Origin of the sequence: Scytonema hankhaensis NUACC26 (assembly GCF_045865695.1) — a bacterium.
Taxonomy (GTDB): Bacteria; Cyanobacteriota; Cyanobacteriia; order Cyanobacteriales; family Nostocaceae; genus Scytonema.
On record NZ_BAACAP010000203.1, the window covers coordinates 33,856 to 48,424 of the forward strand.

The window sequence follows — 14,569 nt, forward strand, 5'->3', positions numbered from 1 at the left end:
AGGGATTGGGGATTGGTTGTTCTCCTCTAACCCCCAACCTCTAACCCCTAACCTCTAACCTCTAACCCCTGTCACCAGCTTCTTCAACATAAGCCGGAGTAATATTGGCGATTATATCCAAACGAAAGCTTTCCACCAATCTGTTTAAAGTCTGAGCAAGAGACGAATGTTCTTCTGGAATTTCTTTAATAAGATTGAGAACAATGGCATCATCCACAGCCATTGCTGCCCAATGCAGTTTTCTCACCCATTCCAATGACATGACATTAAGGGCATCTGGTGCTAGATGTAAAGACTGTGCTAGTGACTGAGGGGAATAAAGTTGATTTTCTTCTGCATATATATATTTAACACCTAAGTATGTTGCTATTTTTCCAAACAGTATTTCCTCCCGCAAAGGTTTGGGTATGAAATCATCACAACCTGCTTCTAATACCGCCGATCTTTCCTCAGAAAAAGCATGAGCAGTGAGAGCAATAATTACAGTTGCTTGACCTTTTAAAGTTGCTTTAATTCTCTTGGTAGCTTCATATCCGTCCATGACTGGCATCAGCATATCCATAAAAATCAGATGCGGTTTCCATTGTTGCCAAACAGCAACAGCTTCTACTCCGTTGACTGCTGAACGTACTTCAAAACCAACTGATGCTAAAAGCCGAACAAGTAAGATACGGTTTTCTTCTACATCTTCCACTACTAGAATACGATACTGTGGTTGGTTAGATTGCAAACCTATAACTCGTTTAGGCTTTGATGATTCCAAGATATCCGTTTTTGTTGGTAAGCTGACTCGAATATCAAATCGAAAAATAGAACCCTCACCAGGTATACTGGTAACATAAATGTCTCCTCCCATGAGGCGCACAAATTGCCTACTGATTGGTAAACCCAAGCCAGTGCCTTCCATTGAGTGACGACCTGTTGATGTTTGAACAAAAGGATCGAATATGCTCTGAAGTTCCTCAGTTGCAATTCCATAACCTGTATCGCGAATTTCAAAGATGAGCATTGGCGATTGGGGATTGGCGATTGGGGATTGGCGATTGGGGATTGGGGAACTCGATACCCCCTCTGGGGATAAGGGGCAATGGGGACAAATTCCTAGTACTTCTTCCTGGTCTTCCTTGTCTTCTTTGTCCCCCGTGTCCCCAGTTCCTTGTCCCCAGTCCCTAGTCCCCAATCTTACGTACAGCGTTACATGACCGCTTTGCGTAAATTTGATAGCATTTTCCAGTAAATTAATTAAAACTTGACGTAATTTACCTTCATCAGCCACAACATATCGCGGAACATTTAACACACCTTCAAAGACAAGTTTTAATCCTTTTGCAGATGCTTTAAGTTGCAGCATTTCTTTGATTGATTCAACGAGCCAGTGTAAATCAAATTTGTGTTCGTTGAGCGTGACTTTACCTGCTTCAATTTTGGACATTTCTAAAACATCATTAATGAGTGCTAGCAAATGTTCTCCACTGCGATTAATAATTTCTAGATTTTTTAGCTGTTGTGAAGGTAAAGTATTTTCCCGGATCATAATCTGCGTAAAGCCCAGAATTGCATTGAGGGGAGTTCGCAATTCATGACTCATTTTTGCCAAAAATTGGCTTTTTGCCCGGTTGGCAACTTCAGCTTGTTTTGCTGCTGCTTCTAAAGCTGAGTGAGAAAACTCTAATACTGCTAGCATTAGTGTACTTTTGAGTTCCTGAGCTGCATCAATTTCGACTTGTTGCCAAGGTAAGGACTTTTCTCGAACAGTTTCTTTCCATAGTTCAAAAGATTTACGCGGCGATAGACTAACGCTTCCATTACTTTCAACAACTACGGGTTTATTGGGATTTCCTCCCCAATAAACTGTGTGAATAACTTCTGGTCTAAACCAGATTATGTGATAAGAGGTCTGGTAAAGCAAAATAGAAATAGCAAGCAGACCATATGCGGAATCTTTAAACTCCTTTGCAAGTGGATAAACTTTACAGAGGTTATTTGTATAAAAAGTATCTTCTCTATGGGTATTTATTAGCCAAGTTAATAGATTTTGTACAGCTTCTCTAGGTGGAGTGTTACCAATTACGAGTAAATCTTGACCTAAACAAATTGCGGCTCCTGTTGCTCGAACTAAATCTAATAAATGTTGACTATTTTTCTCTAAAATATTCCCTATTTCTTGAAAATTTTCTAAGAATTCTTGTCTTATTTGTTGTTGAATGATTTGAATTTGCTGATGATATCGCTCAATTTCTTCATTTTGCTTCTTTACTAAATAAACAGACATTAACTGTCCAATAAATTCACAATAGTGACGTGTTTTATAATCAATATATTTAGGCGAGTAGTGATGACCTACTATCATGCCCCAAAGGTGTTTTTCATTAACTAAGGAAATACATATAGACGCGCTGACGCCCATATTTTGACAGTACTCTCTGTGGATGGGAGAAACACTTCGTAATAAAGAACAACTTAAGTCTAAAGGAGCATTTGTCAGAGGATTAATAGCAGGTACAATTTCGACAGGTTGGTAGTTCATATCGACAATGAGTCGCAACCAGTTATCATAATATAGTTTCCTTGCTTGTTTGGGAACGTCTGAAGCTGGATAATGTAAATCTAAGTAAGGTTCTAACCCTTCTTGTTTGTCTTCCGCAATGACAACTCCAGTTCCATCAGGTTCAAACCGATAAATCATAACTCTGTTGTATCCGGTTATCCTCCTAATCTCTTTCACAATAAATTCTGTAGCTTCTTGGAAGTCTGTAGCCTTTTTGATTTGTGAAATTGATGCTTTGACTTGATGGTAAAAACTGAGTTCTCCTCTTTCTATAGAAGATAAAGGTGGTTCGAGTTCTAGGATCAAAACACCATCATTGCGATGCAGCATTCCATCAAAAACTAAAATTTTGTTCTCAACTTCAACTGATAATCTTAAAGGATTAAAAACTTCTGCTTCTTCTTGAGCAATACAAATTTTTAAAATCTCTATCTGAGTAGCATGAAATAAAATAGCTAAGTTTTGATTAATTAATGATTCGGCAGGAATTTGGAAAAAGTTAGTTATGTTACGGCTTACTTGTAAAATCTTTAGCTCTGGTTCTTGTAAAACGAGAAGAATACCGTGAGGCTGAATCGAGCCGGGAATGTGAATAGCTTCGCGATCGCAATTTGTTAAATCTACCTCGTGTGTATCAATAAGATTTTTTCTATCCATATCTTAAATCTTAAGTTATATCAAAATAGAGGGATGCCGAAATTATATATTATATTTTTCAACAGGAGGTTTTAAAGATGCAAGCCCTATATATAGGAATCATAAATGATTTATGAAAAATTTTCAGTACTGTAAGGTGGGCTGTCTTCCCTACCTACTACCGCGTCTACCTAAAAATGGTGGATTGAGACAGCAGGGGGAGCATCCGGTGCTGAGGCGCTCTTGAGAAAGTATCATAGACTAATTAACCGATTAATTTCTACCCACCAAATTAGCCTAGATGCGCTACTACGTATATTTCAAAAATCTGCGGAGGAGTCCTATATCAGATCCAAACAAAATGCTCAACAGGATAATAACCGTTAAATTAGATGACGGCTCACCCCAGCGCCTGTAGAGGCACTGTTTTTCTCTGACTAAATCTAAAACTCTATAGAAAATTTTACCAGCAAAATTTCCGGAGTGTTGTATCATTAGTAAATTAGGAAGCGCTCATGTGGCCCAAGAGCACTTCCTCAAAAAAACTAAAAACAATAATTCTGGAGCGATCTTAACATGACTAAAGCGCCGGAAGCAGCTCCTGCTGCGAATTTTTCACAAACAGTTGCTCTTGAAGTTCAATATCTCATCCGTAAGCTAGCAAGATCGAGTCAAGACTTGATAAAAGAAGTCTGTGCCGAGATTAGCTGTACAAACCCCTGCATATTACTAGGAGCCGCTAAAGTAGGGCAATTATTGCTATTTCTCAAAGAAAAACTTAAAAACAAACAATATGAAGAAGCTTTAGCTAATGCTTTAGGATGGTCAGCAAGCATTGCCAACCAGTTGCTGAAGCTAGCACCCATACTTGGAAGTTTCACTACCAAACAACTCGATAAAATTAATCGCAACCTCTCGATGCCAGCACTCTACAAATTAGCTACAGGTCGGACGCCAGTAGAGGTTATTCAGTCGATGTTAGAAAAAGCTTGCACCCAAGAGGTTTCCAACAAAGATCTTCAAACTGAAACTAAGAACTATAAGGATAAGCAACCGAAAAAAGAGCCAACGCCATGGAGATATGCAGGTTGTGGCAGAGAATACCAACCACCGAGAATCTCAGAAGAAGCAGGGTTGGTTGTAGAACGACTGAGCGAACAAAATGGCAAACCGCGACGTTTCATCATTGAAGAGGCGGTGCATATTGCTAGCAGAGAAATTTCAGCAGGTGGCGATCGCTGTAGCTTAGCTTTTACAACCAAACATAGACTCCACTTGCTGTCCTAATAAGGCTAAAATGCGATACGGTTGTACTCCGTTAAGCCAGAGGCTTATCGCCAAATGCCAAGATTCTAGCAAGGACTAGCAAGCCATAGCGACTCTTTCTTGCTTAATATAGATAGGACTTACGCAAAGCCCCCCTTTTTAAGGGGGGTTGGGGGGATTTACAACACTTGAAAACCCTAGAAGATCGTTGATGTTGCGTAAGTCCTGATAGAGTAAATGCCGTGGATAATTGGATTTATGGATATTTCACTTTTAGATCGTGCTATAGAAGAAAAATTAGTAACCCGAGAGAGATGTTAGTTGGGAGCAATTTAAAGGAATTGAGGCACAACTCATCGATAATCGCAGTGTGCGGTTATCTTATTTATCAGGAATTTTAGAAATTATGTCCCTAGTTGGTCCTAGGCTGTCACTTGCATCCCTGCCTTCACCAGCATATTAATCAATTTATCCACACTGAACCGACTAATTTCACCATTCATCAAATTACTCATCTGTGGCTGCGTTTCACCAAAAAAGTCAGCTGCTTGTTCTTGAGTCCAGCCACACTCCAAAATGTATTGTCGCAGTTTCAACATAAGGTCAGCCCGCACTTTTAAATTCGCAGCTTCTTCAGTATCAAAACCAAGATCCTCAAACACATTTTCACTACCTTCCATCACTGCCATTGTTTCACCTCAATCGTTCTCGTTATTTGTTTGTTCTTGTCTGAACTGAGTCATTTCTTTATAGCGCTGTTGTCCAATTTTAAGGTCTTGTTTTGAAGTCTTCAAAATTGAGGAGAAATAATTATACAAGTGAGCAGAATGTTGTGAAAATTGGCCATAAATATTTATTTAAGATTTGCGATCGTAAAAGTCATCTATATGATTTTTATCAGAAGATTTTAGAAGCTTTTTAGGAGATACCGATCGTGCAAAAAGAATATATGGAGATTTTAGAAACATTAATTGATAAATTGACATTATCCGCAATCTTAGAAATGTTAGAGCGAATATGTCACAAAAGAGCAGAAAATCTGAGAACTCATTGGCAAGATGAGACTTCAGCAAAGCTTTGGGAGAAAGCTGCTAAACAGATAGAACAGATAAATATTGATATTTGATAAAAATTAAGAAATTTCAGCAGGTGGTTTTCGCCTTGGCTTAGTTTTTGCAACCAAACATAGGTATCCGCTTTGCGTCACGATAGGACTAAAATTCGATACGGCTGTCTTCCCGTAGGCAGTTGGCTTATCGCCAAACGCCAAAAGTCTAGCAAAGACTGGCAAGCCGTAGCGACTCTTTCTTGATTAAATAGAGTTAGTGCCGTGGATAATTGGATTTATGGATATTTCACTTTTGTCTATCCATTTATCCCGCAATATTAAGCCTGGGCTGAGCGCGATATAATCTTGTTCAACTTGAGCTAAATATTTAGATTCCACAATTTCACTAAATTTTTTTAGAATATTCAAGTTATTGGAATTATGAGCTACTTCCTCTGCTTTGCGTTCAATAGTTTCCAACCTTTACTCGATCGTAGCTAGCGCTCGCTTCTTCATAGGAACACTGATAGATGGTGTCTTATCAGATACCGATTTGTTCTCTCGCCAAGCTTTTTCTAGTTCTCGATCTGTAAATGGAATTACCATTATGCTATTCGCGGTCTATTTCGTTAAGAATAACTCAGACATATTATGTCAAAATTGCTCCACCCATTAACCGCTCATACCGATACTTCAATTTTTCTTTCATCAAATACCAGCGCTCAAGAGTTACATCTCTAGAATGAGATGTCATGAATTCTTTCTCGAAACTTATTAGGAGAGGTGAGGTATAGTTAATTTGTGCAGGACAGTACATTCTTACGTATGGCAATTACAAACTTAGATGCGATTGCAGATTATTTTATTTACGTAGCTAACGAGACAGGTTCATTTATCAGTAACCTGAAGCTGTAAAAACTTGTGTATTATGCTCAAGCTTGGCATTTAGGAATTTATGATACTCCTTTATTTGAGGAAGACTTTGAAGCTTGGGTACATGGTCCAGTTATTCCTTCTTTGTTTTATAAGTATAAAGAATTTGGGTGGAAGCCGATTCTTAAAGAAGTTGAGCAGCCTAAGTTTCTACCAGAATTAGAAGAATTTTTAGAGAATTTGACTGAGGAGTATTTTATTTGTGATGGGTATGAACTAGAACTAATGGTCACTCGTGAAGAGCCTTGGAAGTTGGCGAGAAAAGGTTTAGCTAGAGATGAACCTTCTCATGCGATTATTACTAAAGAATCCATGAGAATCTTCTACAAAGAACGTGCCGCCTAAAAAACCTAAAAAAACAGATACCCGTAATAAACAATCTACATCTGCAATTAAACGAATACCAGTAGAGATACCACAAGGAACTAGTTTTTCTTTTAAATATCTCCAGAATGATCGGCCAAAATTCACCCTTCAAAATCGAGATACTAAGTATTTTGAATCTCTTCTCATAAGATTGCGAGATTTATCAACCTTAACATTTGCAGAAATTATTAACAATCGTAGTAAAAGTCTTCGATGCCATTTGATAGATTGGAAAGATACAACAGAAACAAATGGCTTTGGCATACCGAACGAGGAGCAAATCGTCAACTCAGCTTATCAGTTTCAGATATCATCAAACGAACATGGCAGGGTTCATGGCTTTTTTCTTGAAAATCTTTTTTATGGGACTTCCAAGAAATAAATTATCCATCTTGTGGAACGGGCGAGGACGCCCGTTCTAGACTAGTGGCGGGCGGGACGCCCGCACCACAAGAAAAATGTTGAATATTTTTTTATTTGGACATCCCTATATTGTTTGGCTAGACCCTAATCACAACCTTTATCAATGATTATTTGTTAAAAACGTTTTATCGTCAAAACCGCTCGGGACAAATATCAACAGCATCTTCAGGGTGGCTAGCAACGTAATCTTTGAGCCATGCACAGCCGCGCTTGAGTAAATCGTCTAGTAATTCGATTTTCCACAATCGAACCTTACCATAAGGATCGTCCCCTGTTACCAAGAATTTACCATCTGGGGTAAAACTGATACTCCTGATCCAGGGACCTTTATTGACTCCATAAGGGGTAAATTCATCTACCTTCAAACCTGATAATGTCCAGAGTTGGGCTGTACCATCAAGACCTGCGGTTGCTAGGAGTTTACCATTAGGGCTAAAACTTACCTGTTCGAGGCGAAGATTATTGTTATCATTAGGGGAAATTCTTTGCAGTTCTTTGCCAGAAACATCCCACAGCCGGACAGTAGCAACAGAATCATCGCCGGATGTGGCAATTTGCTTCTCGTCTGGGCTAAATGCCCAACTCCTGGTTACAAAATGGGTTCTCCATTGTGCCAACTTCTTCCCCTGCGGATTCCAAAGCGTTAGACCGTTGGCAAAACCGGGAATTATGGCAGCAATATACTGACCCTTTGGACTGAAAATCGCGTAAGCACTTCCAGCCCATTCAGCTAGCATTTTGGGAGTTGGTTTGTTAGAGACGTCCCATATCCGGATCATTTTGTCATCTCCTGCTGTGAGGAGTTGCTGGCTATCTGGGCTAAAACTGACACTCCGGACTGGCTGACGAGAATGAGCAGACCATTGGGAGATGCGTTGACGTTGACCAGAGCCATCCCATATCTCAACACGACCATCCTGATAGCCAATCGCTAGAAATTGACCTTTCCGATCGAAGTTAATACTCTTGACGTTCTTAAATTCAGCAAGGCGCTTACCAGAGAAATCCCAGATGCGAGCGATTCCCATTTCCCACCACGTCGCAATGTGCTGGTTGTCTGGACTGACGTAAACTTGCCATACTCTTGCTCCAGACTGCTCAAGCTCAGGATAAGCTACCCACGATCGCTCTATTTCTTTTGCTTTTGACGAACCGGATGTTTCTGCCAAATCCCAAATTGAAGCACTGATTGTGTCGGTTGTAATCAGCCGTTTCCCATCTGGGCTAAAGCTTACATCCGCAGCCGAAGTACCATCAGTCCGGAGGTTCTGATTGTATACCATTAACTCTTTTCCTGATAAATCTAAAATGCTGCCGCTAATTGCTAAACGTTGTCCATCCGGACTAAAACTAATCCCATAGGCATTGGTATTAGACAATTCCCGCTGCGGTTCTCCAGATATAGTCCATAGTTTCACTGACTTGTTGTGTGCGGCTGTAACTAATTGGTTTTTGTCTCTTGGATTAAACCTAACACTCACACCAAGCGGTATAACATCCCAGTCAACAAGCCCTGCTGCTGGATAAGCTTGCCATTCGTGCTGTTTTTTCCCAGATAATGTCCAGATTTTAACAGTGCCGTCCTGTCCGCCTGTCGCCAATAGCTGTCCGTTTGGGCTGTAGCTCACACTTTTGACTGCGCTAGTATGGGCGTTCCACTCCTTGATTCGCTTGCCTTGTAAATCCCAGAGTTTAATCGTGCCGTCACTACTGGCAGTTGCCAGGTGTAATTGGTCAGGGCTAAAACTAATTCCCAGGACTTGAGCGGAACCAGTTGACCAGTGATGTAATAGTCTACCGGATGCCGTCCAAAAGCGAATTGTGCCTGTGTCACTCCCAGTGGCTAGGTGCTTCTGGTCAGGGCTGTAACTGACACTGAGGATTCTTTCTGGTGGTTGGCGGAATTCAAGTTGATTGCGGAGGCGAGTGTTGCTGTTGAGAATGGTTCGTAAAGCGGCTGAAGTGGTTGAATAACTCTCTATGGGACGGCCATCTTGAACTTGCCGTTTGAACCATTGAGTATTTTTCATCACATCTACAAGAATATCCGTAGTTCCTACTTGACCTAACCGTCGAATCGTTTCCGCTCTTCGTTCATAAGCTACTCCTTTCAATATAATTTCTGAGTTTTGCTTGGCCTCTTTACTGTTTTTTTCAGCTTTTTTGCGTTGTTCTTCCGCTTCTCTAGTTTGAACTTCGGCTTTTTTGCGTTGTTCTTCCGCTTCTCTAGTTTGAACTTCGGCTTTTTTGCGTTGTTCTTCCGCTTTTCTAGTTTGAACTTCAGCTTCTCTGGCTGTAAGGTCAGCTTGCCGTTTTTGTGCTTGCGCTTCCGTTCTTTGCTTTTCGGCTTCTTCTTTTTCTTTTTTGGCAAGTGCGACTGCTGTTGTTGCCGTCTCTCGCTTTATTTCCGCTGTGTTTGCTTTTTCTTCAAGGGTAACCAATTTTCTTTGTAATTTATCCAGAGCGGAGGTTGCGGTGTTCAAAGCAAGCACAGTAAAAGCTATGGTAACTAATATTAAAGCAATGGCAATTAACGAACTCCATAGCAGCCGACGATTCGCTTTCTTGGTTTTTGCCTCAGCTTTTAGCCATGCTACGTTAAGAGTACGTTTTTCTTCTTGCGCGACACGCTGTTCTACTTCCTGGCTGGCATTCAGGAAGCGATAGTCTTCATCACCTAAACTCTTTTCTGCAGCCCAAGCTAATGCCTCTTGCAATTTTTGCCCCCGCAACAACCGTGATTCATCCTGACGGTTAGAAGCAACCCAGGCACTCAGATCTTTTCCGTAGGGGCGTAACTTTCCGAGTTCCTGCTCAAACCACGACGAGTTAAATACCTCTGCGTAGATGCGGTTATAAATACGTAGCTGACTCTGCCGCTTCACAACCAGTCCCGTCAGCCGCAATTTCGTTTGCTCGGGGCTGTCATCTGCTGTCACTTCTCCCTGCTGCACAATTTGCTGACACAGCCCCAAGAGTCGCCCCGATTGTTCCTCTCCACCCGCTAGCAGGCGATCGCGAATTGATTTCAAGTGTTCGTGACTATCCTGACTCTCCCAGTTTTCTAAAATGTGCGATCGCACTAACTGTTCAATCCCGGCACCTTCATTCCCTGCCACAATTGAGTTAGGTGAGTTCAGCACTAATTGGCAGAGTCTTTGGACTAGAAATGGTTGTCCACCCGTCCACCCGAGAATAATTCTTAAAACTGCTTCTGGGTTCTCTGCTTTGCCGATTAATCCTGGTATCAGGGGTTGCACTTCTTGAGGTTGAAAGCCTTCCAGAGCGATCGCATTTCCAATATTAAATGGCGTGCGGCTTTTGTCTTGAGTCAGATCGGCAGGGGTAGCAACGCCCACAAGGGCAAAGGTGAGACGCTTGTATTCTGGTTGTTCCGTGCGCTGTTCCGAAAAAAAGCGGATCAGCGCAAAGAAATCATCTCGGAAATCAAATTTAAACACACTATCGATTTCATCAAAAAACAGCACAATCGGTTGGGTAATTTCCACCAACAGCACTGTTTCTATAAATTCCACAAAACGTTGCCTGGGTGGGATATCTTCTCGCTCATTCCACCACGTTCTGTGCTGAAATTTGATGCCCAGGCTGCTTTTTAGTCGTCCGATGATGCCTTGATACCAGCCTGCTTCAGTAAGATTGTTGCTTCCTATCCCGGCAAGATCGACCACACCACAGGCAATCCCCTCCGATCGCAACCGTTGGGCAGTACGTGTCTTTAAACTAGATTTACCCATCTGCCGAGAGTTGAATACATAGCAAAACTCCCCGGCTTTGAGATCTGTATAAAATTCCCGATCTGCCTGTCGCACCACGTAGCTAGGTGCATTGCTGTCTAACCCACCCCCTACTGTGTATTTGTATTCTGGCAGCGATGGTGTACTCATGGCGATCGCTACCCTTTGTCTTGTAAATGGTCGCGAAAATACGAGCGGTACAAATCGCAACGAATCATGGATTGATTGCCCTGCAAACTCACTAATCCCATGCTTTCCAGTTTAAATGCTGATTTTGAGTTCAATTCTGTGGGTTTACTTTTGATCGCAACTTGGCGCAGGGCTTCAGTTAACTCAGGATAGCACTGTAAATTCAGTAAGTGCCGTCGCAAATGGTCAATGTAAATGCCTGCTTCTGTGGGTGCTTCCAAAAGCAGTTGCTCCAGTGTCACATCTTGGCGACGCAGATGATATAGTGCCTTACGGACGAGGTAGGGATGACCACCTACCAATTTTACCAGTTGTTCCACTTGTTGCCTACCCCAATTCAGCCCATAGCGTTGTGCTAAATCTTGCACCTGATTGGAGTTAAATTCCGGTAACTCTACAGTCATTCCTACATTAAACGGCGACTGGTTAATGTTGAGGGGAATATAAGCTTCAGTCGAATGCACCACCACCAGCCGCAGCTTTGCCCACAAATCGCTAGAAGCATCGCCATACCGCGCCGCTTCGTACCAGGAACGAAGTAATCCAAAGAAATCATCGGCAACTTCGCGGTGGGGAAAGACCAAATCCACTTCATCCAATCCCAGAGCGATCGGGCTATCAATTTCCTCTAAGATGCACTCTTCTAAATAGGTAATGCACTTATCCTTACTGTTATCTCCCTTCCAGTAGTCTTCTAACTGATTCAGTCGCTTTAATCGCCGCCCAATTTGCTCGCAGAACCAGCGTAAAAATTGATCTAAATTCGTAAATAATTTATTATCTGCCCTCTGAAAGCTGATGGGAATTGCCTGATAGCCTTGCTCTTTGGCATAGTTCAACACTCTTGCCATCAACGAAGTTTTGCCCATCTGTCGGGGAGCTTTGATGCGAATCAGTGCGCCAGATTGCACAATCTCCCGGTAACAATCTGTTTCTTTGGGAGGACGTTCAATATACAGTCCCGAAGTTAGCGGTACCGATCCCCCAGGCTCTCGGTATACCTCTGGTTCTGCGACTGGCAAAGGGGGATGGTCTGGACTATCTTCGTAAGGGATGACTGGCTCAGAGGTAACAATTGCGGGCGGATGTCCTGTTGATAACAGAGTTAGCACTTCTTGTATGAGTGCGGGTGTATCCAGAGGAGATTGCCATTGCCGTTGCTGAATATTCTGTAAGTACCCCCGCAGATCGTAATTCAAAGGAGAATTCATTGGAAAGTTCACCCGAATTGGCAAGATCGTCGGGCGCTGCTCGGCACGACTGTCACGCCAGCGCTTTGCCCGCCGCACTTCTTCTGTCACCATTTCACTGACGGCTGATTGCTCAGACAGCAGTAACAAAAAGTAATCACTTCGTTCTAATTCAGCATCAATTCTCTGTGGCCAGGTTTCGCCCAGACGGATGCTTTCTCCTGCCATAAATGCTTCATATCCTGCTACCGTGAGTGCTTGAAAAAACTGTTGAGCCAATTCGCGATCGGGGGATTGACTGCGGTAGCTAATAAATACTCTGGTTGTCCCGGTCGAGGGAGAGACGGCTTTTACCCGCTCGGACTGAACCTGCTTATGTCTTACCTGGGGAGGCTTTCTCAGCTTAATCACAGGTGTAGAAGACTCCGGGATGCTTTGGAGATCGATTAAATTACACCCAAACTCAAAAGCGTCTTTGTAAGTCCTGTCCGTCCCAAGCGCCTGGTAAAAGCCTTTAGCAAACTTAATGGCGGCGATATCTCCGATCGCCTGGTTCATCCCCACCACGCAGTTAATGTGTTGATAAATCGCTTTTGCCTGTTCCTCAGAATAACAGGCGTTCAAAAATACACATTCCACATCCGCCTTAAACAACTTAAACAGCCCTGCTAACGCTGTAGAACTGACCAGTTGCATCTCCCCTAGTTCGTTTTCTAGTGCTAACCCTTGGCTTCCCCCACCATGCCCTGAGAAATGAACGATATCAGGAGTACGATCCAATAGAATAGGCTGCAGATCGTCAACCCGAACTGCCCAATGAGTCACGATTTCAAACTGGTCTCGTTTTTTTGACCGATCCAACGCCGCCTGAATTTCCCGCACCTCATCACCCAGGCGTAGTAGACTTGTATTCTTTGGATTCGCAGTCAAAATTAAGATTTTTTTCACAGCAATAATTGTGGAGGGGGGGCTAATTAGAAATTACAAACAGCAATCGCTCCATTTCTGATTAATTTATTAATTCTTAAGAATTGCCTCAAAAATTCCCGAATTGAAAAGGTGGAAATTTAACATTCCTTCGGGAATATCTTTTCCTTGGATAAAATGACGTGCAATCTGAAGGACTGTGCGATTCATTGCCAGATTATTTTGACCAGTCGTTTTGGATGTTGCCGATCGAATTTTGTGTATGGAAGATGGAAAGGTAACTCAATACATACTTCAGTACTGCCTTTTTTGCAAGCATCTTCGCCACAATGATGATTTGAAGAAGTATCGCTGTCTAATAATTCTAATTCCTGCTCTAACTTGTCACAAGACTCTCGTACTAAACGCAAGCCATCATCCAGTGAAAGTTCAGCGATTGTTTGAGTAAATTTTTGCAGAATTTCTGCTTCGATTGTTTTACAGCTATCTAATGTCATTCTCAGTTGTCTGAGATATTTTGTGCCCTTGCTGTCCTCAGCAATAGCAAACTCCAAAATTGAATCTACATAATCTTTTACCTTCGCGTTTTTAATTCCTTCTGTGGCTGCAGCATAAAGCAAGTCACCGTTTAAATACTCAAAATCTGGAACCCATAGATAACTCCCATCTAAATCAAATATATGTAATCCCGGTTCTTTCGTACATAGCGTGCTAAATTTTCATTAAAATCTATAATTATGCTTTATTTACAAGGCTTACAGGTACTCACGGATTAAATTTGAGCAAGGAATACCGTTTTGAAACTAATAATGGCTGTAAGGTAAGTCCAGCAATAGTTTTAAGCTTATTTTTCGACAATTTTAGCACGCTAAGTACGCAAGAGCCCTATCTCTATCACCTTTTCTACTGCTTGTCGCGCCAGAACTAACACTTCCTCATCTTCTACCAAACTTACCAAAGTAAAGTCAGGTATACCAGATTGACGAGTTCCTAAAACTTGTCCGGGACTGCGAAAACGTATATCCATTTCAGAGATAAAAATCCCATCTTGTGACTGTTCCAAAACTCGCAGGCGTTGCTGTGCATCAGGGCTTCTAGAACTACTCATTAACAAACAGTAACATTGAGCTGCACCTCTACCGACACGTCCTCGTAATTGGTGCAACCGCGATAAACCAAATCGTTCCGCATTTTCTATGAGCATAACTGTTGCATTTGGTACGTTTACACTTACCTCAACAACAGTGGTCGAAACTCAGATTTGAATTTTGTTTCCTATCTAATGATA

11 protein-coding genes and 1 pseudogene are annotated in these 14,569 nt (G+C 41.9%); 4 read left to right on the plus strand and 8 right to left on the minus strand.

Features of this window, described 5'->3' with window-relative positions:
- Positions 1-61: 61 nt before the first annotated feature.
- On the minus strand, positions 62-3,205 hold the full coding sequence (locus ACKTT2_RS23935) for a response regulator (protein WP_407891177.1): 3,144 nt from the start codon (positions 3,203-3,205) through the stop codon (positions 62-64).
- Between the two features lie 555 nt (positions 3,206-3,760).
- On the opposite strand from ACKTT2_RS23935, the gene ACKTT2_RS23940 reads away from it, so the two are divergent.
- The gene (locus ACKTT2_RS23940) at positions 3,761-4,471 is read left to right on the plus strand and encodes a hypothetical protein (RefSeq protein WP_407891179.1); all 711 of its coding nucleotides are present in this window, start codon (positions 3,761-3,763) and stop codon (positions 4,469-4,471) included.
- Between the two features lie 401 nt (positions 4,472-4,872).
- Here the strand turns inward: ACKTT2_RS23940 and ACKTT2_RS23945 are convergent, their stop codons facing one another.
- On the minus strand, positions 4,873-5,139 hold the full coding sequence (locus tag ACKTT2_RS23945) for a helix-turn-helix domain-containing protein (RefSeq protein ID WP_407891181.1): 267 nt from the start codon (positions 5,137-5,139) through the stop codon (positions 4,873-4,875).
- A gap of 245 nt (positions 5,140-5,384) precedes the next feature.
- Here ACKTT2_RS23945 and ACKTT2_RS23950 point away from each other — a divergent pair, with 245 nt between their 5' ends.
- Positions 5,385-5,576 (plus strand): hypothetical protein, encoded by a 192-nt coding sequence (locus tag ACKTT2_RS23950; RefSeq protein WP_407891183.1) that lies wholly within the window; start codon positions 5,385-5,387, stop codon positions 5,574-5,576.
- A 186-nt stretch (positions 5,577-5,762) separates the two neighbouring features.
- Here ACKTT2_RS23950 and ACKTT2_RS23955 read toward each other — a convergent pair whose 3' ends face one another.
- The gene (locus tag ACKTT2_RS23955; RefSeq protein ID WP_407891185.1) at positions 5,763-5,978 is read right to left on the minus strand and encodes a hypothetical protein; all 216 of its coding nucleotides are present in this window, start codon (positions 5,976-5,978) and stop codon (positions 5,763-5,765) included.
- Positions 5,979-5,981: 3 nt separating this feature from the next.
- The gene (locus ACKTT2_RS23960) at positions 5,982-6,104 is read right to left on the minus strand and encodes a hypothetical protein (protein ID WP_407891187.1); all 123 of its coding nucleotides are present in this window, start codon (positions 6,102-6,104) and stop codon (positions 5,982-5,984) included.
- Between the two features lie 315 nt (positions 6,105-6,419).
- On the opposite strand from ACKTT2_RS23960, the gene ACKTT2_RS23965 reads away from it, so the two are divergent.
- Positions 6,420-6,776 carry a Panacea domain-containing protein gene (locus ACKTT2_RS23965; RefSeq protein ID WP_407891189.1) on the plus strand — a complete coding sequence of 119 codons (357 nt, stop codon included), beginning with the start codon at positions 6,420-6,422 and terminating at the stop codon, positions 6,774-6,776.
- Entirely contained in the window at positions 6,766-7,179 is a 414-nt protein-coding gene (locus ACKTT2_RS23970) for a hypothetical protein (protein WP_407891191.1), read from the plus strand. Before ACKTT2_RS23965 ends, ACKTT2_RS23970 begins: the two co-directional genes overlap by 11 nt.
- 172 nt (positions 7,180-7,351) lie before the next feature.
- Here ACKTT2_RS23970 and ACKTT2_RS23975 read toward each other — a convergent pair whose 3' ends face one another.
- The 4 genes and pseudogenes from ACKTT2_RS23975 to ACKTT2_RS23990 all read right to left on the minus strand — a co-directional run.
- Positions 7,352-11,125, minus strand: a complete 3,774-nt coding sequence (locus ACKTT2_RS23975) for an AAA-like domain-containing protein (RefSeq protein WP_407891193.1) — start codon at positions 11,123-11,125, stop codon at positions 7,352-7,354.
- A gap of 8 nt (positions 11,126-11,133) precedes the next feature.
- Positions 11,134-13,302 (minus strand): AAA-like domain-containing protein, encoded by a 2,169-nt coding sequence (locus ACKTT2_RS23980; protein WP_407891195.1) that lies wholly within the window; start codon positions 13,300-13,302, stop codon positions 11,134-11,136.
- Positions 13,303-13,487: 185 nt separating this feature from the next.
- The gene (locus ACKTT2_RS23985) at positions 13,488-13,901 is read right to left on the minus strand and encodes a hypothetical protein (protein ID WP_407891197.1); all 414 of its coding nucleotides are present in this window, start codon (positions 13,899-13,901) and stop codon (positions 13,488-13,490) included.
- Positions 13,902-14,167: 266 nt separating this feature from the next.
- Positions 14,168-14,536: pseudogene (locus tag ACKTT2_RS23990) on the minus strand (helicase-related protein); the annotation flags it as partial.
- Positions 14,537-14,569 lie beyond the last annotated feature (33 nt).

Excerpts from the sequence above, each read along its gene's own strand:
- ACKTT2_RS23935 (WP_407891177.1), bottom strand. The coding sequence starts at position 3,205 with ATGGATAGAAAAAATCTTATTGATACACACGAGGTAGATTTAACAAAT.
- ACKTT2_RS23940 (WP_407891179.1), top strand. The coding sequence starts at position 3,761 with ATGACTAAAGCGCCGGAAGCAGCTCCTGCTGCGAATTTTTCACAAACA.
- ACKTT2_RS23945 (WP_407891181.1), bottom strand. The coding sequence starts at position 5,139 with ATGGCAGTGATGGAAGGTAGTGAAAATGTGTTTGAGGATCTTGGTTTT.
- ACKTT2_RS23960 (WP_407891187.1), bottom strand. The coding sequence starts at position 6,104 with ATGGTAATTCCATTTACAGATCGAGAACTAGAAAAAGCTTGGCGAGAG.
- ACKTT2_RS23975 (WP_407891193.1), bottom strand. The coding sequence starts at position 11,125 with ATGAGTACACCATCGCTGCCAGAATACAAATACACAGTAGGGGGTGGG.